Source organism: Bradyrhizobium sp., from assembly GCF_004799445.1.
GTDB lineage: Bacteria > Pseudomonadota > Alphaproteobacteria > Rhizobiales > Xanthobacteraceae > Bradyrhizobium.
In genome coordinates this window covers 35,904-53,935 of record NZ_SSNA01000055.1, presented here as the reverse complement: position 1 = coordinate 53,935, position 18,032 = coordinate 35,904, and the positions used below count along the sequence as shown (strand labels likewise).

Genomic DNA, 18,032 nt, shown 5'->3' with positions numbered 1-18,032 from the left:
GTCAGCTATTTTCCGGAAAGGCCGCGAACGTGCCGGATGATCCCCGAGAAATCGACCCCGCCATTTCCCGCGGCGTCGAACGCCTTGTAGATTTCCTGCGCATGCTTGCCGAGCGGCGTCGCAGCACCTGCGGCCGTGGCGGCATCCTGCGCCAGCGTCAGGTCCTTCACCATCAGCGCCGCGGCAAAACCCGGTTTGTAGTCATTGTTCGCCGGCGAGGTCGGCACCGGGCCCGGCACCGGGCAGTAGGATGTCAGCGACCAGCATTGCCCCGACGACGTCGAGGCGACGTCGAACAGCGCCTGATGCGATAGCCCGAGCTTCTCGGCGAGCGCAAAGGCCTCGCTGACCGCGATCATGGAAATCCCAAGGATCATGTTGTTGCAGATTTTCGCCGCCTGGCCGGCGCCGGCGCCGCCGCAATGCACGATCTTCTTGCCCATGTTTTCCAGCACCGGCCTGGCAGCCGCGAATGCCTTTTCTTCGCCGCCGCACATGAAGGTCAGCGTCGCGCCTTTGGCGCCGCCGGTGCCGCCGGAGACCGGCGCATCGACCGAACCAACGCCGTGTTTTGAGGCCAGCGCATGGGACTGCTTGGCGCTTTCGACATCGATCGTCGAGCAATCGATGATCAGCGCCCCCTTTGCCATCGCCGGGACGACCTCGTTCCAGACCGAGAGCACGTGCCTGCCTGCCGGCAACATCGTGACGACGACCTCGGCGCCTTTGACCGCGGCCACCGTGCTTTCGGCAATCGCCGCGCCGTCGGCCTTGGCTTGATCGCGCGAGGCCGCCACCAGATCGAATGCCACAACCTTGTGGCCGGCCTTGACCAGATTGGCCGCCATCGGGCCGCCCATGTTGCCGAGACCTATGAACGCGATGCTTGCCATTTCCAACTCCCTCCGCTCAGCCGTTTCTATGTTATGTGCTGGAACACCAGTTCGTCGGCGCCGATTTCCGCCAAATAGGGCGCCAGCATGCCGGGCGTGACATCCTCGACGCGCGGCGGCGACCAACGGGGATTGCGGTCCTTGTCGATGACGGCCGCACGCACGCCTTCGCGAAAATCGTCGCTTCGAAATACTTCCAGCGCGGCGCGATATTCCCGCACCAGACACGCTTCCAGCGACGAGGAGCGACGGCCCAGCCGCAGCAGCTTGAGGCCGACCACCATGCCGCGCGGCGACTTCTCGTTCAATGTCTTGAGTGTCGATTGCGCGAGCTCCGACCCATCGCGCTGCAGTGCCGCGAAAATATCTTCCATCCGGTCATGGCCAAACCAGCCATCGATCTTGGCCTGCATGGCGGCGACCGGACCAGCGGCCTCGCCGGTCGCAAAGCCATCGATCAGTCTCTGGACATCGCCCGATGCCGTGCCGGGGCGGATTTTGGTGAGGACTTCGCGCAAAGCGGACAGCTTGCTTGATGGAACGACCGCGTCGGCAAACCGCGCATAAATCGCATCGGGGCCATTCATGGTCTGGCCGGTCAGGCCAAAATAGGTCCCGATCTCGCCCGGCGAGCGCGACAGCAGCCATGTGCCGCCGACATCGGGAAAGAAACCGAGACCCACTTCAGGCATCGCCAATTTGGTCTTCTCGGTCACGACGCGATGGCGGGCGTGGGCCGACAAACCGACGCCGCCTCCCATCACCAACCCGTCCATGAACGCGACATACGGCTTTGGATATTTCGCGATGCGCGCGTTCATGATGTATTCTTGGCGCCAGAAGATCTTGCCAAGGTCACCGCCTGCCCGCGAACTCTCATAAAGTCCGCGAACGTCTCCGCCCGCGCACAGGCCGCGTTCACCCGCCCCTTCCAGCAAGACCACCGCAATCGCCGGATCCGACTCGAACCGATCGAGCGCCGCATCGATGCCGAGCGACATCTCCAGCGTCACCGCATTGAGTGCTTTCGGCCGGTTCAGACGAATGATTCCGGCCGAGTTTTCGCGCCGAACGATAAGATCGCCTTCGGAATCCGCGAGCGCAGCCGGAGCCGTCATCGCGCCCCCTCGATCAGCTTGCGGGCCACGATCAGCCGCATGATTTCGTTGGTGCCTTCGAGAATCTGGTGCACGCGCAGATCGCGCACGATTTTCTCGATGCCGTATTCGCTGAGATAGCCATAGCCGCCATGCAGTTGCAGCGCCTGGTTGGCGACCTCGAACCCGACATCGGTGCCGAAGCGTTTTGCCATCGCGCACAACATGGTGGCGTCGGGATCCTTGCGGTCGAGTGCGGCGGCGGCGCGCCAGACGAAGGTCCGCGCCGCCTCCAGTTCGGTCGCCATGTCGGCAAGACGAAATTGCAGCGCCTGGAATTCGTCGAGGCGCTTGCCGAAGGCCTTGCGCTCCTTCATATAGGCCAGCGACTTGTCGAGCGCACATTGCGCGCCGCCCAGCGAGCAGGCGGCGATGTTGATGCGGCCGCCGTCGAGCCCGGCCATCGCGATCTTGAAGCCGATGCCTTCGTCACCGAGCCGGTTGGCGACCGGCACCCGCGCATTCTCGAACATCACTGCTCGGGTCGGCTGCGCGTTCCAGCCCATCTTGCGCTCGTTGGCGCCGAGCGAGAGCCCGGGCGTGTCGCCCTCGATCACCAGCGTCGAGATGCCGCCGGGGCCGCCCTCGCCGGTCCGCGCCATCACCACATAGATGTCGCCTTTGCCGGCGCCGGAAATGAACTGCTTCTGGCCGTTGAGGATATAGTGGTCGCCGTCACGTACCGCCCGGGTTCGCAACGCCGCCGCATCCGATCCCGAGCCAGGTTCGGTCAGGCAGTAGCTCGCCAAATACTCCATGGTGCACAGCTTCGGCAGCCACTTTTTGCGCTGGGTATCGTTGCCATAGGCATCGATCATCCAGGCCGCCATGTTGTGGATCGAGATGAAGGCCGACACCGTCGGACAGCCCTGCGCCAGCGCCTCGAAGATCAGCGCCGCGTCGAACCGCGTCAGCGCCGAGCCGCCGACATCGTCGCGGATATAGATGCCGCCGATGCCGAGCGTCGCCGCCTCGCGCATCACATCGACCGGGAAATGCTTCTCTTCATCCCAGCGGATCGCATGCGGCGCGATTTTTTCCGCGGCGAAATCCCGCGCCATGTCGCGAACCGCAAGCTGGTCCTCGTTGAGAGCGAATTGCATCTAATGTTCGCGCCTATCCACGAGACCGTCGCGCTCGCTCAATTCATCGTCGGAATCGAGAACTCCGCGCCTTCCTTGACGCCCGAAGGCCAGCGCGAGGTCACCGTCTTGGTCTTGGTGTAGAAGCGGATCGAGTCCGGCCCATATTGATTGAGATCGCCGAAACCGGAACGCTTCCAGCCCCCGAAGGTATAATAGGCGACCGGCACCGGGATCGGCACGTTGATGCCGACCATGCCGACATTGACCTTGGCGGCGAAGTCGCGTGCGGCGTCGCCGTCACGGGTAAAGATTGCAACGCCGTTGCCGTAGTCGTGATCGGACGGCAGTCTCAGCGCCTCATCGTAGTCATGGGCGCGTACCACGGACAACACCGGACCAAAAATCTCTTCCTTGTAGATCCGCATGTCCTTGGTGACATTGTCGAACAGGCAGCCGCCCATGTAGAAGCCGTTCTCGTAGCCCTGCATCTTGAAGCCGCGGCCGTCGACCGCGAGCTTGGCACCTTCCTTGATGCCGATCTCGACATAGTCCTTGACCCGCTCCAGCGCCGCTCTGGTCACCAGCGGACCGAAATCGGCGGTCGGATCGATCGACGGGCCGATTTTCAGGTTCTCAACGCGCGGAATCAGCTTTTCCATCAGCCGGTCGGCCGTGGTCTTGCCGACGGGGACCGCGACCGACACCGCCATGCAGCGCTCGCCGGCCGCGCCGTATCCGGCTCCCACCAGCGCGTCGACGGTCTGATCCATGTCGGCATCCGGCATGATGATGGCGTGATTCTTGGCGCCGCCGAAACACTGCGCGCGCTTGCCGGTCGCTGCCGCCCGCTCATAGATGTACTGGGCGATCGCGGACGAACCGACAAAGCCGACCGCGCGGATATCGGGATCGTCGAGGATAGCGTCAACCGCTTCCTTGTCGCCGTTGACGACATTGAGGATGCCCGGCGGCAATCCCGCCTCCAGCATCAACTCGGCAAGCCTCATCGGAACGCCGGGGTCACGCTCCGACGGCTTGAGCACGAACGCATTGCCGCAGGCAATCGCGGGGGCAAATTTCCACATCGGAATCATCGCCGGGAAATTGAACGGCGTGATGCCGGCAACTACGCCTAAGGGTTGCCGCATCGAATAGATGTCGATGCCGGGACCTGCGCCCTCGGTATATTCGCCTTTCATCATTTGCGGAATGCCGAGAGCGAACTCCACGACTTCGACGCCACGCAGAATATCGCCTTTCGCGTCGGGAATCGTCTTGCCGTGTTCGCGGGCAAGCAATTCGGCCAAGGCGTCATTGTCGCGCGCCACCAGTTCCAGGAACTTCATCAGGACACGAACCCGGCGCTGCGGGTTGGTGGCGCCCCATTCCGGCTGCGCCGCTTTGGCATTCTCGACCGCCGCACGCAGTTCGGCTTTTGAGGCCAGCGCCACCTGGGCCTGGACGTCGCCGGTCATCGGCTCAAATACGTCCGCAAAGCGGCCCGATGTGCCCTTGACCTCGCGGCCGCCGATAAAGTGTCCGATCATACGCATGCGTTCCTCCAGGGCCTTTGCAAGGGTGCCGATTTTGGCAGCATCTTGCAGTCTTTGCCGGCTTTGGAAAGGTTTTTCAACGCGCAACGGATTTGCGAAAATGCGGGCTTTGGCGGCGTTTTTCGCCGCCTACGACCAACGTCGAATGCGCCCCGGCGAGGACCCTCAGTGCGGCGCCGATGTGGCGGCTTTGCTGGGCCTGGATTTCCGTGGCCTCGGCACCGGCGCCGCCGTCGGCTTGAGCAGCGCGTCGCGCCCGGCACCCAGTATTTCCTCGGAAAACTCGCCGCTGCCGGCGATGCGGGCCAGCACCAGCGTCCCCACCATGGTCGCGAGTGCCGCCATCGCCTGCTTGCGCGCGGCCTTGCGCGGGACGCCGGGAATTTGCGCGGCGAGCATGTCGATCATCTGCTCCAGCCTGCCCGCGAACACCCTTCGCGTCTTTGCGCTCTCGCGGGCGATTTCCGCGCCCAGCGCCGGTACGGCGCAACCGTGGCCGGGATCGTCGCGATGAATTGGCGTCAGATAGGAATTCACGATGGTGGCCAGGCGCTTCTCGGGCGCGGTCTGCTCCCCCAGTTTTCGCCAGCGCTCCGTCGATCGGTCCATCGCATGCGTAAAGGCCTCGATCACCAGGGCTTCGCGCGAATCGAAATGGGCGTAGAACCCGCCATGGGTGAGACCGGCGTCCTTCATGAGATCGGCAACGCCGATGCCGTGAGCGCCCTTTTCGCGAAGCCGCACCGAGGCCTTCTTCACGATCCGCGCGTGAGTCTCGAGCTTGTGTTCCCTGGAGTATCGCATGGCGGTCCCATAAGATGTTTGAAGTCATATAATAACTCGCCGCACCGTCATAACATCCGCAACCTCGGAAAGCTGCATTTTATTTCGTTTGTCGGCTGTCGCCATCGCGGCGATCGCCGCTCCCGCCGGCCTTGACAAGGCCCGGTTTTGCCCGGGAAGTGGCACGATCCGCCCCAATGCTTCCCCATCGCGAGACCGTCCATGCACATGCTCAATCCCTATTGCGGCGTCGATCGCGACCCGCGCGGCGTCGTCCGCCTGACGATCTGCAACGCCGGCTCGCTCAATATTCTCGGATCTGCCGCCATTACCGGCGTCCGCGAAGGGCTGGAAGCTCTGGCAACCGAGCGGCAAATTCGCGTGCTGGTCATGGCCGGGCAGAGCGAAAAGAGCCTGATCGGCGGCGCCGACATCAAGGAAATGGCGAAGCTCGATCAGGCCTCGGCCGAGAAATTCATCACCGGCTTGCGCGATCTCTGCGAGGCGGTGCGGTCGTTTCCCTCGCCGGTGATCGCCCGGATGCCCGGCTGGTGCCTCGGCGGCGGCCTCGAAGTCGCCGCATGCTGCGACTTCCGGATCGCCGCGCACGACGCCCGATTTGGCATGCCGGAAGTGAGAGTCGGTATCCCCTCCGTCATCCATGCCGCGCTGTTGCCGCGCCTGATCGGTTCGGGCCGAGCCCGCTGGCTGGTGATGACAGCCGAGAATATCGACGCCGCCACCGCTCTCGCCTGGGGGCTGGTCGATGTGGTGGCGCCGGAAGGCGGTCTGGACGCTGCGGTCGAAAAGACCGTCGCGGCGCTGCTGGAATGCGCCCCGGAAGCCTTGCGCGCGCAAAAGGCCCTGCTCCGGCAATGGGAGGAACTGCCGCTAAAGCAATCCGTCGATTTCAGCGTCGGCGTGTTCGGGCAATCGTTCCAGACCGGTGAACCGCAGCGGCTGATGCAGGGGTTTATCGACCGGAAGCGGTGACGCTGGACGAGGCCGTCAAGCCCCGCGCATGCGGGGCCTCCAGTACGCCGTGACGTTTGTGTAGGCCGAGACGGCTTGCGTTTACTGGATCATCCGCTTTCGCGGATGATGACAGCTTTGGCTGTTAGTCCAAGCTGCCCCCCGCGTCGCTCATGCGATCACGACATTTTGTCATGAGACGCATGCGTTGCATTTTTTGCGGCGCATCATATGATGAATGTCATCCAACAATGTCTGAGTATTACAGGATCACCGCCATGGCCGCAGCTTCCGATCCCGTCGTCATCGTTTCCGCCGCCCGCACGCCGCTGGGCCAGAAAACCCCATGATCTCCAACTGGCTGTCAGCCGCCCTCGCCCGCCGCCAGATCCATTACGGCTGGGTGATGGTCGGCGTCACATTTCTCACCGCGCTGATCACCGCCGGCACAGTCGGCGCGCCCGGCGTTTTCATCGTGCCGCTGCAGCACGAATTCGGCTGGACCACGGCCGAGATTTCCTCGGCGCTGTCGATCCGCTTCATCCTGTTCGGACTGATGGCCCCGTTCGCCGCGGCGCTGATGAACCGCTATGGGCTGCGCAACGTGACGCTGTCGGCCCTGCTGATCGTGGCCTCCGCGCTGGTGGCTTCACTGGCCATGACAAAAGTCTGGCAATTGATGCTGCTGTGGGGCGTCGTGATCGGTGTCGGCACCGGCATGACCGCGCTGGTGCTGGGCGCGACCGTCGCCGCACGCTGGTTCGCGGCGCGGCGCGGCCTGGTGGTCGGCATTCTCACCGCCAGCGTGGCAACCGGGCAATTGGTGTTCCTGCCGCTGCTGGCCGCCATCACCGAACGGATGGGCTGGCGGATGGCGCTGGCGCTGATCTGCGCGATGCTGGGGGTCGCGGCCCTGGCCGTGCTGATGGTGATGCGCGATCGCCCCGGCGACGTCGGCTTGCGGCCGTTCGGCGACGAAGGCACCGCGCCGTTGCCGGCGCCGCCTCCCAACACCGCGCCGATCATGGCGGCGGCGCTTGGCACGCTGCGCGATGCCGCAAAAACGCGGGTGTTCTGGATTCTGTTCGCGACATTCTTCATCTGCGGCGCCTCCACCAATGGCCTGATCCAGGTGCACCTGATTCCGATGTGCCTCGATTTCGGCATTCCGCAGGTTCAGGCCGCGAGCCTGCTCGCCGCCATGGGCGTGTTCGACTTCTTCGGCACCATCATGTCGGGATGGCTGTCGGACCGCTACGACAATCGCTGGCTGCTGTTCTGGTACTACGGCTTGCGCGGTCTGTCGCTGTTGCTGCTGCCGTTCACCGATTTTTCGTTCTACGGGCTGTCGCTGTTTGCGATGTTCTATGGGCTGGACTGGATCGCCACGGTGCCGCCGACGGTGCGGCTGACCGCGCAGCGCTTCGGGCCGGAGCGCGCCAATCTGGTGTTTGGCTGGATCTTCGCCGGTCATCAGCTCGGTGCCGCCTTTGCGGCTTTCGGCGCCGGGTTGTCGCGGACCGTGCTGGCGAGCTATCTGCCGGCCTTCTTCATCGCCGGCGCGCTATGCGTCGTGGCGGCGCTGATCGTGCTTTCGATCTCGCGGGCGCCGAAGCCGGTGGCGGCGTGAGATTGGCCCCTCTCCCCCGCCCGCTTGCGGGGTCGAGACGAGCGAAGCTCGCTCTTAGAGGCTTGGGGTGAACCGACTCGAAGGCATTACCGACGTTCGATACGCGATAGACGACACCAGCAAAAGCGCGCGCATCCGGCGGACCCCTAGGGTCGTCAATAATTTCGCCGCGCGATACTGAAGAGCTCGCGCCTGTGATCCGCCGCGCCACATCCGCGCGTCCACTACGGCTCAAGTACATTCAGAGCGCGTCCGCCAACTCCCTCTATTCGGAGGGTATGCATACCCGGTTGCGACCGTTAACCGCCCACGGATCGAAGCTCACGCCACGCTCGCCTCTCACGCCGGCTGAACCTGGAGTGCCTCTGTCATGGCAGGTATTTATCGTGATGATCATTTTGGTTCTTTTGCTCGCGAGCGCCTCGGTTGGACTTGCGATCGGTGTGGTGTTCTTCCACGCCCTTGCAGTCGTTCTCGCCTCACCGTTGGTGGCGTTTCTCTCGGCGGCTGTTCTTCTTCACTATGGTTTCGGATTAGGAGGTGTTGTGTTGATAACAGCGGAATCTCTTGTAGCTCTCCAAGGCTTTTACGTGCTGGGGGCAGCCATGAGCTATCTGACGAGCGACGATTAACAGGATCGATGGGGACCGAGTTTCGAGCGCCCTCGGATACCGCAGTGGTACGGTCGCGATCACGCTACGATCGGAGATGCCTCCGCTCTGTCATCCCACTCGCTGGAACGCAGAATCGAAACCGGGCTCGAGATTCTTGATGACGTTTTCTTTGCGCCAACGCCTGTGATCCGCCGCGCCGCATCCGCGCGTCCACTACAAGTACATTCAGAGCACGCCCGCCAACACCCTCTATTCAGAGGGTATGCACACCCGGCTGCGACCGTTAACCGTACCAGACCACCGGCCGCAAGGGTGCAGTGGATGCATGGCGCTGCAAAGGCCGCGTGAGCCGCTTGGGAATGAGTCGAGGGATGCACGAATCAGGTTCGACAATTGCCGAGCGCAGCAGCGCGGTGGCAAAGCCGAGGACAAAGGCAAAGCGCGACGTCACCCTTTTGAGCGGCACAGCAGCGCTGGAACTGCTGATCATGATTCCGTTAGCCGCGTTCTCGGCAATTGAGCGCGCCGAAGCATCATGCACGCCGTTGGCTCCTGTAAACAACACGACAGTCGATTGTACGTTGGCGACCAGCAATCAGAATGCCGGCCCCGGTGGCAACAACGGTTACGGTACCAATACCGAAACCGGCCTCACCATCAACGTCCATTCCGGCGCATCAGTGACTGGGACCGTTGCCGGAATCGATATTCTAAAGGGTACGATCAACAATTCGGGCACGGTCTCTGGCGACTTTGCTATTTTTTTGGCGACTGGCGGTACCGTAAATAACAATTTGAACGGTAGTCTTAGCGTCATTCAGTCGACTCTCCCGGGCGGCATCGGCATAGCATCCAGTGGCAACCTTACGAGCCTTACGGTGTCGAACGGCGCCGGTACGATTCTGGCGACCGGCCAGGACGGCATCGCCATCCAATCATCCTTCGCTCCCACGACGATTAATAATGGGACTGGCATCATCACCGGGGCCTTGAACGCCATTAGCGTTCTCGGCAATGGTAACCTTACCCTTACCGGTAATGACGGCCTCATCTCGGCCGCGGGCGGCACAGTTACCGCCAACCGCGTCGCTATTTCTGCCGGGAACGCCGACATCACCAACGGCACCGGCACCATTGGGTCGAGTGCCCCCGGCAGCACCGCGATCTTCGCGACGGGCGTCGCAACAGTGGACAATGGCAAGAGCAGCAGCGGCCTCATCTCGGGCAGCGCGTTCGGCATTCAGGCCAACACCGTCAATGTCACCGCAAACATCGGCACGATCGAGGCGTCGGGTGCAGCTGGCCACGCCATCGACGCCGCTGGAAATGCCAACATCACCAACGGCATCAACGGGACAGTTCAGGCGCTATCAACCAACGGCGTCGCGATCAGTGCCGGCGGCACGGCCACGGTGATAAACCTTGCCGGCGGCAGGATTACCGGTGACGCCGCTGCCATCGAAGCCGGCGTCCTCAACGCCACCGGCAACATCAACGTCACCGGCAACGACGGCACCATCTCGGGCGGCACCGCCATTCATGTTGCCGGCTCCGGCACCGCCAGCGTTACGAATGGCACCGGCACTATTCAGGCGACCGGCCCGAGTGGAATCGCAATAAGTGCTCTTACCGGTACCGCCACGGTGAGCAATGGCACCGGCACCATTGCGGGTAATCTATTCGGCATTGACGCCGCGACGGTCACCGTTACCGGAAACAAGGGCACGATCTCGGCTGCGGCTGCGAGCGGCACCGCAATCGGTGCTGATACCCTCGACGTAACGAACAACGCCGGAGGCACGATTACGGCCACTGGTGTCGGTGGCATCGCCATTGACAGTAGCGGCGCCGCCAAGGTGAACAATCTCAGCGGCGGTATCATCGCCGGCGCTGCAACCGGCGTCCATGCTACTGCGCTCGACGTGATAAATAACAGCGGCGGTACCATCAGTGGCGGTATTTTTGGCATTCAGGGCGGCGGCTCGGTGATCAATGCCGGCACAATCGCAGGTGGCACCGCATCGGTGCAATTCACCGGCGCCGGCACCAACACGCTGATTTTGCAAACCGGCTCGGTGCTGAGCGGCAATGCGGTGGGCAGCACCGCCACCGGGGGGACCAATAATCTGATCCTTCAGGGCCATGGCACCGCCAGTAACGGTTTCCTGAATTTCAACACTCTTGATGTGCAGGCGAGCGGCTCGTGGCTGTGGAACACCAACGCCACCATCGGTGCGACCAACGTCAGCAGCGGCACGCTCGTGGTCGATGGCGAGCTCACCAGCCCGGTAATGGTGAACTCCGGCGGCACTCTAGCCGGCAATGGTACCGTCACCGGCAATGTGTCCGTCGCCAGCGGCGCTACCATCGCGCCGGGTTCCGCCGTCCCGTTCAGCACCTTGAACGTCAACGGCAACGTCAATTTTGCGGCCGGATCGAGCTACCGTGTCGCCGTCAACCCCACGGGGCAGAACGATAAGCTTGCAGCGACCGGGATCGGAACGCTGACAGGCGCCACCGTGAACGTGTTGGCCCAGAACGCCGTCTTCCCTCCCGCGACTCAGTACACGATCCTGACCGCAGCCGGCGGTCTGGGCGGCACGACATTCAGCGGCGTCACCAGCAATCTGTTCTTTCTCACGCCCTCTCTCAGCTATGACGCTAACGATGTCTTCCTGACGCTGAAATTCAACAACAACGCCTTTCACGATGCGGCGCAAACCCCGAATCAGGCCGCCGTTGGCAGCGCGCTCGATGCGAGTCCGAAGAATAGTTCACTGGTGACCACGCTTCTCAATCAGAGCCTTGCCGGCGCCCGGCAGGCGTTCGAGGCGCTGTCCGGAGAAATTTTCGGCACCGTGCACAACACGCAAGCCCAAGAGGTGCAGTTCGGCCGCAGCGCGGTGCTCGGCCGGCTGCGCCAATCTTCTTACGAGGACATTCCCGGCGAGCTTGGCGCGCTTGGCTTCGGTGGGCCGCAACAACTGGCCTACGCGTCGGGCGACGCCTATGCGGCCATGCCGGGCAAGGCTCCGGCGCAGCAGGGTGAGCGCCTGCGCGACCTCACCTTCTGGGCGCAGGGTCTCGGCGGCCGGGGCTCGGCCGAGAGCGACGGCAATGCAGCGGCTCTGACCAGCAGGTTCGGCGCCTTCCTCTCTGGGGTAGATGCGCGGTACGGCGACATGCTGCGTGCCGGCCTGATGGCGGGCTATGTGCGCTCAGATCTCAACGTCGATGCGCGCGCCAGCGGCGCGGGGATCGACAGCGCCCAGCTCGGCGCCTATGCCGGGGGCCGCGTCGGCGCGCTCAATGTGCGCGGCGGGGTCTCTTATTCGTTCGACAGCGTCGATACCAGCCGCACCATTGCATTCCCCGGGTTCTTCGAACAAACCCATGCGCATTCTTCCGGCAATGTTGGGCAGGCGTTCGGCGAAGTCGGTTATGGCATGGCTTTCAACCGGGTCGCGGTCGAGCCGATTGCCGGGCTTGCTTACGTGCACTTGCACAACGGCTCGTTCCTCGAGAGCGGCGGTATCGCGGCGCTTTCGGGTTCGAGCGTCGGCGAGAACATCGGTTATTCCTGGGCCGGGCTGCGGGTTGCCACCGCCGTGCCGCTTGCCAACGGCACGGTGCTGGTCCCGCGCGGCTCGTTGCAATGGCAGCATGCCTTTGGAGACGTAACCCCGACTTCAGCCCTGTCGTTCCAGGGCACGGGAGCCGGGTTCTCAGTTGCGGGCTTGCCGATAGCCTCCAATGCGGCGCTCGTTGAAGGCGGGCTTGATTGGCGCTTCAGCCCGCAGGCCAAGCTGGGCGTTTCCTATCAAGGCGAACTCGCCGCCCAGGCCCAGACCCACACCGTCAAAGGCGCCTTCACCTGGAATTTCTGAGGCATGGGCCAATCGTCAAGTCCGGCACTCGGGTCCGGCCCTCAGCCGGCCAGAGCATCTGTTAAATCTCGCCAGGGGTTCGCCGGGCTTTCCAATGTTTAGAGCATAATCCGGAAAACCATGCCCTCGGGCTCGATCCGAGGGTGGAAACCAGTTTTCTCTCGCGACAAACGCAACGCGGTTGCGCGGAGATCTTGCTCAAGCAAGCGATCAGATCATGATCCGATTCACCCAATCGGATCCACTTCAAATCCTCAAGGCGGCACGATTGCGAGCGACACTGCAATGGCGATAGCCTCGGCGCGCGTGGTAGCCTTCAATTTCCTCTTCGCCGTCTCGAAATACTCATGCGCCGTCGATCGAGAGATTCCCAACTTGTGGGCCATGTCGCCATCTGTGGCGCCGCGTGCGATGAGCCGCAGAACGTCGATTTCGCGCCTGGTCAGGCCCACCGGAGGAATTGCAAATCCATAAGTCGGAACGAGATTGCGCAGCCGTTCGTGGAAGCAATAGGAGAGCATCGCCAGCAGCCGTTTCTCCTTGGCGTCAAGGGCGTCACGCCGACCATTCAGGCTGACCAGCCCAAAACGTTGATCGCCGCGTGGAATTGGCACCGTGAGGCCCTCAGTCCATCCGTGTTCAGTAATTGCCTGCGATCTCTTCGTGCCGATTGTCGGCCATTTTCCGTCTCGCTGCACCTCCGACCAGGTGAATGGCTCGCGACGCGTTTTCAAAACGTCAAGCAACGGGTCGCGCGACATCACCCCGGCGGCAAAATTGAACTCGCGCCAAGTGTCGGGCCAACAGATCACATAGAAGATCGTGCGCTCCAGCGCCATGAGATCAACCTCGCCGCATGCAAATGCGTCAATCTTGAATTGGGATATTGTTTTCAAAAATATTCGCGAGCAAGCCTTCGGGTCAGGCGCAGCCGAAATAGCGGAAACTGCATTGGCAATGTCGACGTCGGTTGAGGCGATCACTGCTGGCTCCCAGGGGCTACACTTCTCCTTCGGCCGTTGATTTATGCCGATGCCTTTTCATTCAAAAATTAAATGATAGAATGCATCCCAGTGGAAAACCGAATGGACCCGGAATGTTGGGCCTCGAATTGCTTCGCAGCTTCGTCTCCGTGGTGGATGCCGGTAGCTTCATCCGAGCCGGCGAACGTGTGCATCGAACGCAATCGACGGTCAGCCAGCAGATCAAGCGGCTGGAGGACGAACTCGGGGCGTCCGTTGCTTAATCGAACCGGCAAGCAGGTGGCCCCGACAGAGCATGGCGAACGACTGCTGTCCTACGCGCGACGGCTGCTCGCGCTGGCCGAAGAGGCCCGCGACGTGCTAGCGCGGCCCGGCAACAAGGGCGCGGTGCGGCTCGGAATCCCCTAGGATTTCGCGGCCTTTCGTCTGACGAACCTGCTGGCGACGTTCGCGCGCTCGATCACTAGATCCATCGCTGCAAGCAAGTTTCAGCGTTTTTCGTGGACGCAGCGAGGTCTGCGCTGGGTCGTCAAACTGCACCCCGCCTATTCCTGCGACCGCAAGATCGGAAAACGGCCGTACGGGCGTAGCGCTAAATCGCGGGCGCTCGATCATTCTCGGGTTGGCGTGTGATAAGGTGCGGCATCATAGCGCCACGGCGAAGCAATATTGCCCATCTTCATCGGCCGTGGCGCGCCTCCTCACCATGAGAAACCGGCAATCACGGCCTGATCGCCATGTTGGTCGCTGGCCCCGGCGTGCGCAGCGGCTCGGCGAGGCGGGCGAATTCGCACAATAGCGAGCGGGTCTTGCGCGGGTCGATGATTTCCTCGACCCAGAATTTTTCGGCGGTGCGGAATGGCGACCGCAGCTTGTTGAGCCGATCCTCGATCTCCTTCAATTTCGCCGCGGGATCGTCCGCGGCGTCGATCTCGGCGCGATAGGCCGCCTCGATACCGCCTTCCAGCGGCAGCGAGCCCCAATAGGCGGACGGCCACGCATAGCGCAGCGAGAACCGGTCGGCCGGCTGGTGCACGACACCGGCGACGCCGAAGGAATTGCGCACGATGATGGTGCACCAGGGCACCGTGGTCTGGTTGACCCCGGCCATCGCACGCACCCCATGGCGGATGGTGGCGGCCTTCTCGGCCTCGAGCCCGATCATGAAGCCCGGACAATCCATCAGATAGACCACCGGAAGATGGAAGGTTTCGGCGAAGTCGACCCAGCGCACCACCTTCTGGCAGGCGTCCGCCGTCCACGATCCGCCATAGTGAAAGGGATCGCTGGCAAGCAGCAGCACGGCACGGCCTTCCAGACGCGCCAGCCCCACGATGACCGGGCGCCCGAAATTCGCAGCCACCTCGAAGAACGATCCCTGGTCGACGACGGCGTTGATGATCGGGCGCATCTTGTAGACCTGGCGGCGGTTGCGCGGCACCGCCGTCATCAAGGATTCCTCCGAGCGTTCCGGATCGTCATCGCTCGCGATCGTCGGCGGCAGCTCATAGACCGACGACGGCAGATAAGAGAGGAAACGCCTGGCGCAGGCGAACGCCTCCTCCTCGGTATCGACGGCATGATCGACGCCGCCGGCGCGGGTCTGGATATCGGCGCCGCCGAGTTCCTGCTTGGAGAGATCCTGGCCCAGCCGCTTCACAACCGGCGGCCCTGCGACAAACATCGCGGAAGCCTTTGTCATCACCGAATAGTGGCTGGCGGCAAGCCGGGCGGCGCCCAATCCCGCCACCGAACCGAGCCCCAGGCCGACCACTGGCACGCGGGCCATGTTCGCGGTCGTATAGGCGTACCAGCGCGTGCCACCGATGCCGCCCGGCAGATTGGCCGCGCCCTTGGTTTCGATGGTTTTCACCGAGCCGCCGCCGCCGGAGCCTTCGATCAATCGAATAATGGGCAGGCGGAAATCATGCGCCATCTCCTCGGCCATCAGGGGCTTGGCGGAGATCGAGGCGTCGGCCGAGCCGCCGCGCACGGTGAAATCGTCGCCGACAGCGACCACGGTGCGGCCATCAATCCTGCCGCGGCCGAACACGCAATTCGCCGGCGTCAGATTTGTCAGCTCACCCTGCTCGTCATATTCGGCCGTGCCGGATATTGCGCCGATCTCGTGGAAGCTTTTTGGATCGAGCAGTCTGTCGATGCGCTCGCGAACGGTGAGCCGGCCCTGGTCGCGCTGCCGCTTGACCTTGTCAACGCCTCCCATCTCGCGCGCGAAGGCTTCGCGCCGCGCGAGGTCGTCGAGTTCCGGCTTCCAATTCATTCGGATCCTCCGTCTTGAGCTTGCTATTGCGGCCCGATGCTGGAACCGGCTTTACCTGCGCGCGATCGCTGAACAGTCCGACCTCGCTACCCTCGAGCATCAGCGCGATCGTCGCACTCAGCTCCAGAAGCCGCGGAGCAACCTCGTTGTGCAACCGTTTCTCGTCAAACATTGCGGACAGAAGACCAATCGTGACGACGACATAGGTCTGGTATTGCGGCGACCACAGCGGCACCGCGAGACCATTGATATGCGGGCTCCACGACCCGCACGCCACCACATAGCCACGCTCGCGCAAAGCGCGGCGGTTGGCCTCCAGGCGCGGCCGCAGCAGTTTTGCGTGTTCCGGAACTTCGCGCTCCATTTCCGCGAGCAGCGCATCGCCGACTTCGGTCTCAAGCGCCGCCGTAAACGCATGGCCCGCGGCGGTGCTCGCCATGGCGATGCGGCTGCCCGACGTCGAGCTCAGGCCAAGCGCGTTGGCGGCACGGCCGACCTCGAGATAAACCAGATGGAAGCGGTCCGGAATGACGAAGCCGACCGTGCCGGGCAATTGCTCGGCGACCTCCTGTAGCCGCAGCCGGATCGCATTGCGCAACTGCAAGCCCCGCATCATCGCGGTGCTCATGGCGACCGCGCTCGGACCGATACGGTATTTCTGATCGCGCGGCAGGTAGACGAGCTGACCCATCCGGGTCAGCGTATGGGTCAGCCGCGACACCGTCGAGCGCGGCAGCCCGCAGCGGTTGGCGATCTCCAGATTGCCAAGCCGCGCCTCATGGCCCTCGAAGCAGCGCAAGACGTCGAACGCGCGCGACACCACCTGAATGACATCGCCCTCGCCCGCGGCGTCGCCGGCAAGCATTCCCTGTTTACTGAGCCGCTCCGAACGCCGTCCCATCAGGTCCCCGCTATTCCGCTCTGCGGAATAAAATTCCACTTGCGGGATAAGCTACCTCAGGCAATCTGCGGCCACAACTGGAAGCCGGGGCGGGCCGCCGCTCAAACAGGCACGCAGGAAGAAGCTGCGCGCGGCGGCGGTCCCGGAGAGCTGAATGCCTGAGATCAAGATCGTGACCGAGGTGGCCGGGCGGGTCTGCGCGCTTCCGGTTCAGACCGGCGCCAACGTCGGCGAAGGCGACGATGTGGCCTTTGTCGAAGCCATGAAAATGGAAATCCCGGTCGCTTCGCCCGCGGCGGGGAAAATCAAATCGATCCTTGTCGGCCTCGACGAGGTCGTTGCCGAAGGACAGGTTCTTCTCCTGCTCGAGACCTGAACGCGCAGCAGCGGCGGGGTGATCTCACACCACCTGCTCCACCGGCTGCATGTCGATGTCGAAGGTCTCCAGAAATTTCGACGTCATGATGTAGAAGCCGACCGAGAGCTGCAACTCGACCAGCGCCGCCGGCGTCAGTTTTTCGGCAATGGCCCTGAACGTCGCGTCGGTCGGACGGCGGAGCCTGACGATTTCATCGGTGAAGGCGAGCGCCGCGCGCTGCAGTTCGTTGAAGCAGCTGGCCGATTGCCAGTTCTCCAGCGCGGCATTCTGCTCATCGGTGACCCCGACATTGCTGCCGATGCGCTTATGCGCCACCACCTCGTATTGTGCCTCGCAAAGGATCCCGGTGCGCGTGATGGCAAGTTCCCGCACGACCGGATCAAGCTCTCCGCGGTGGCGGATCGCGCCGCCGAGCCGGCAATATTGCTCAAAATAGCTCGGCGAGTGCGCCATCATGCGAAAGATATTGGCGTTGCGGTTCTTGCCCAGAATTTCGCGGGTGCGCTCGTTGGATTTCGAAGTGTCGCAATAGTCGATGCGGGCCATCATTCACCTTGGGTTTTTCCGGGGATTGTTTGAACCGCCATATCGCCTGGCGGGCTTTATCGGCAAGCGTATCCGGCCGGAACCTGGCGAGCAACGGCTGGCGCGGTTCCTCGATCACACATCACGCCAGAAATTCGCTTTCAAAATTCCATTCCACGCGCATAAACCGGCTGCAGGCGAGCCAAATTGCCGCCGCATTGCTGTTCGACCTTGGCACGGTCGATATTCGCTGAGTGGGGACTCGTCAAAGCGAATACTCGTCGAGGGGTGTTCCGAGTAAATCAAAATCGGGTCGTCGGGCCTTTGCGGGCATCGATGAGTCGTGCCCGAGTCTAGGGAGAACTGCATGAAGGAAGTCACCAAGAGGG

15 protein-coding genes and 1 pseudogene are annotated in these 18,032 nt (G+C 62.9%); 7 read left to right on the top strand and 9 right to left on the bottom strand.

Annotation, left to right across the window (positions count from 1 at the left end):
• Positions 1 to 5: 5 nt before the first annotated feature.
• The 5 genes from mmsB to E8A46_RS05925 all read right to left on the bottom strand — a co-directional run bounded on the left by mmsB (position 6) and on the right by E8A46_RS05925 (position 5,492).
• Positions 6 to 893 carry a 3-hydroxyisobutyrate dehydrogenase gene (mmsB, locus tag E8A46_RS05945; protein ID WP_291558651.1) on the bottom strand — a complete coding sequence of 296 codons (888 nt, stop codon included), beginning with the start codon at positions 891 to 893 and terminating at the stop codon, positions 6 to 8.
• 26 nt (positions 894 to 919) lie between these two features.
• Entirely contained in the window at positions 920 to 2,011 is a 1,092-nt protein-coding gene (locus tag E8A46_RS05940) for an enoyl-CoA hydratase/isomerase family protein (protein WP_291558649.1), read from the bottom strand.
• The gene (locus tag E8A46_RS05935; RefSeq protein ID WP_291558647.1) at positions 2,008 to 3,153 is read right to left on the bottom strand and encodes an isobutyryl-CoA dehydrogenase; all 1,146 of its coding nucleotides are present in this window, start codon (positions 3,151 to 3,153) and stop codon (positions 2,008 to 2,010) included. The genes E8A46_RS05940 and E8A46_RS05935 overlap by 4 nt, the downstream gene beginning before the upstream one ends.
• A 38-nt stretch (positions 3,154 to 3,191) precedes the next feature.
• Positions 3,192 to 4,688 carry a CoA-acylating methylmalonate-semialdehyde dehydrogenase gene (locus E8A46_RS05930; protein WP_291558646.1) on the bottom strand — a complete coding sequence of 499 codons (1,497 nt, stop codon included), beginning with the start codon at positions 4,686 to 4,688 and terminating at the stop codon, positions 3,192 to 3,194.
• 165 nt (positions 4,689 to 4,853) lie between these two features.
• A complete protein-coding gene (locus E8A46_RS05925) occupies positions 4,854 to 5,492 on the bottom strand; it encodes a TetR/AcrR family transcriptional regulator (RefSeq protein WP_291558645.1) in 639 nt (212 codons plus the stop codon).
• A 201-nt stretch (positions 5,493 to 5,693) separates the two neighbouring features.
• On the opposite strand from E8A46_RS05925, the gene E8A46_RS05920 reads away from it, so the two are divergent.
• The 4 genes from E8A46_RS05920 (at position 5,694) to E8A46_RS05905 (ending at position 12,574) form a co-directional block, all read left to right on the top strand.
• Entirely contained in the window at positions 5,694 to 6,464 is a 771-nt protein-coding gene (locus tag E8A46_RS05920; RefSeq protein WP_291558643.1) for an enoyl-CoA hydratase, read from the top strand.
• A gap of 325 nt (positions 6,465 to 6,789) precedes the next feature.
• The gene (locus E8A46_RS05915) at positions 6,790 to 8,073 is read left to right on the top strand and encodes an MFS transporter (RefSeq protein WP_291558641.1); all 1,284 of its coding nucleotides are present in this window, start codon (positions 6,790 to 6,792) and stop codon (positions 8,071 to 8,073) included.
• A 386-nt stretch (positions 8,074 to 8,459) separates the two neighbouring features.
• Positions 8,460 to 8,705, top strand: a complete 246-nt coding sequence (locus E8A46_RS05910) for a hypothetical protein (RefSeq protein ID WP_291558639.1) — start codon at positions 8,460 to 8,462, stop codon at positions 8,703 to 8,705.
• Between the two features lie 353 nt (positions 8,706 to 9,058).
• Positions 9,059 to 12,574, top strand: coding sequence for an autotransporter domain-containing protein (locus E8A46_RS05905; RefSeq protein ID WP_291558637.1), 3,516 nt, complete (start codon positions 9,059 to 9,061; stop codon positions 12,572 to 12,574).
• Between the two features lie 254 nt (positions 12,575 to 12,828).
• Here the strand turns inward: E8A46_RS05905 and E8A46_RS05900 are convergent, their stop codons facing one another.
• The gene (locus E8A46_RS05900) at positions 12,829 to 13,557 is read right to left on the bottom strand and encodes a LuxR family transcriptional regulator (RefSeq protein ID WP_291558635.1); all 729 of its coding nucleotides are present in this window, start codon (positions 13,555 to 13,557) and stop codon (positions 12,829 to 12,831) included.
• Positions 13,558 to 13,670: 113 nt separating this feature from the next.
• On the opposite strand from E8A46_RS05900, the pseudogene E8A46_RS05895 reads away from it, so the two are divergent.
• Positions 13,671 to 13,962, top strand: a pseudogene (locus E8A46_RS05895) (LysR family transcriptional regulator); the annotation flags it as partial.
• Between the two features lie 316 nt (positions 13,963 to 14,278).
• Here E8A46_RS05895 and E8A46_RS05890 read toward each other — a convergent pair.
• A complete protein-coding gene (locus E8A46_RS05890; protein WP_291558633.1) occupies positions 14,279 to 15,838 on the bottom strand; it encodes a carboxyl transferase domain-containing protein in 1,560 nt (519 codons plus the stop codon).
• Positions 15,768 to 16,739 (bottom strand): IclR family transcriptional regulator, encoded by a 972-nt coding sequence (locus E8A46_RS05885; protein WP_291558631.1) that lies wholly within the window; start codon positions 16,737 to 16,739, stop codon positions 15,768 to 15,770. The genes E8A46_RS05890 and E8A46_RS05885 overlap by 71 nt, the downstream gene beginning before the upstream one ends.
• A gap of 154 nt (positions 16,740 to 16,893) precedes the next feature.
• Here E8A46_RS05885 and E8A46_RS05880 point away from each other — a divergent pair, with 154 nt between their 5' ends.
• Positions 16,894 to 17,115 carry an acetyl-CoA carboxylase biotin carboxyl carrier protein subunit gene (locus E8A46_RS05880; RefSeq protein ID WP_291558630.1) on the top strand — a complete coding sequence of 74 codons (222 nt, stop codon included), beginning with the start codon at positions 16,894 to 16,896 and terminating at the stop codon, positions 17,113 to 17,115.
• 24 nt (positions 17,116 to 17,139) lie between these two features.
• Here E8A46_RS05880 and E8A46_RS05875 read toward each other — a convergent pair whose 3' ends face one another.
• The gene (locus tag E8A46_RS05875) at positions 17,140 to 17,664 is read right to left on the bottom strand and encodes a carboxymuconolactone decarboxylase family protein (protein WP_363251233.1); all 525 of its coding nucleotides are present in this window, start codon (positions 17,662 to 17,664) and stop codon (positions 17,140 to 17,142) included.
• Positions 17,665 to 17,693: 29 nt separating this feature from the next.
• Here E8A46_RS05875 and E8A46_RS05870 point away from each other — a divergent pair, with 29 nt between their 5' ends.
• Positions 17,694 to 17,897, top strand: coding sequence for a hypothetical protein (locus tag E8A46_RS05870; RefSeq protein ID WP_291558628.1), 204 nt, complete (start codon positions 17,694 to 17,696; stop codon positions 17,895 to 17,897).
• Positions 17,898 to 18,032: the final 135 nt, after the last annotated feature.

Bases quoted from the DNA above. Each gene is read 5' to 3' on its own strand.
- mmsB (WP_291558651.1), bottom strand. From the start codon at position 893: ATGGCAAGCATCGCGTTCATAGGTCTCGGCAACATGGGCGGCCCGATG.
- E8A46_RS05940 (WP_291558649.1), bottom strand. From the start codon at position 2,011: ATGACGGCTCCGGCTGCGCTCGCGGATTCCGAAGGCGATCTTATCGTT.
- E8A46_RS05935 (WP_291558647.1), bottom strand. From the start codon at position 3,153: ATGCAATTCGCTCTCAACGAGGACCAGCTTGCGGTTCGCGACATGGCG.
- E8A46_RS05930 (WP_291558646.1), bottom strand. From the start codon at position 4,688: ATGCGTATGATCGGACACTTTATCGGCGGCCGCGAGGTCAAGGGCACA.
- E8A46_RS05925 (WP_291558645.1), bottom strand. From the start codon at position 5,492: ATGCGATACTCCAGGGAACACAAGCTCGAGACTCACGCGCGGATCGTG.
- E8A46_RS05920 (WP_291558643.1), top strand. From the start codon at position 5,694: ATGCACATGCTCAATCCCTATTGCGGCGTCGATCGCGACCCGCGCGGC.
- E8A46_RS05915 (WP_291558641.1), top strand. From the start codon at position 6,790: ATGATCTCCAACTGGCTGTCAGCCGCCCTCGCCCGCCGCCAGATCCAT.
- E8A46_RS05905 (WP_291558637.1), top strand. From the start codon at position 9,059: ATGCACGAATCAGGTTCGACAATTGCCGAGCGCAGCAGCGCGGTGGCA.
- E8A46_RS05890 (WP_291558633.1), bottom strand. From the start codon at position 15,838: ATGAATTGGAAGCCGGAACTCGACGACCTCGCGCGGCGCGAAGCCTTC.
- E8A46_RS05885 (WP_291558631.1), bottom strand. From the start codon at position 16,739: ATGGGACGGCGTTCGGAGCGGCTCAGTAAACAGGGAATGCTTGCCGGC.
- E8A46_RS05880 (WP_291558630.1), top strand. From the start codon at position 16,894: ATGCCTGAGATCAAGATCGTGACCGAGGTGGCCGGGCGGGTCTGCGCG.
- E8A46_RS05875 (WP_363251233.1), bottom strand. From the start codon at position 17,664: ATGGCCCGCATCGACTATTGCGACACTTCGAAATCCAACGAGCGCACC.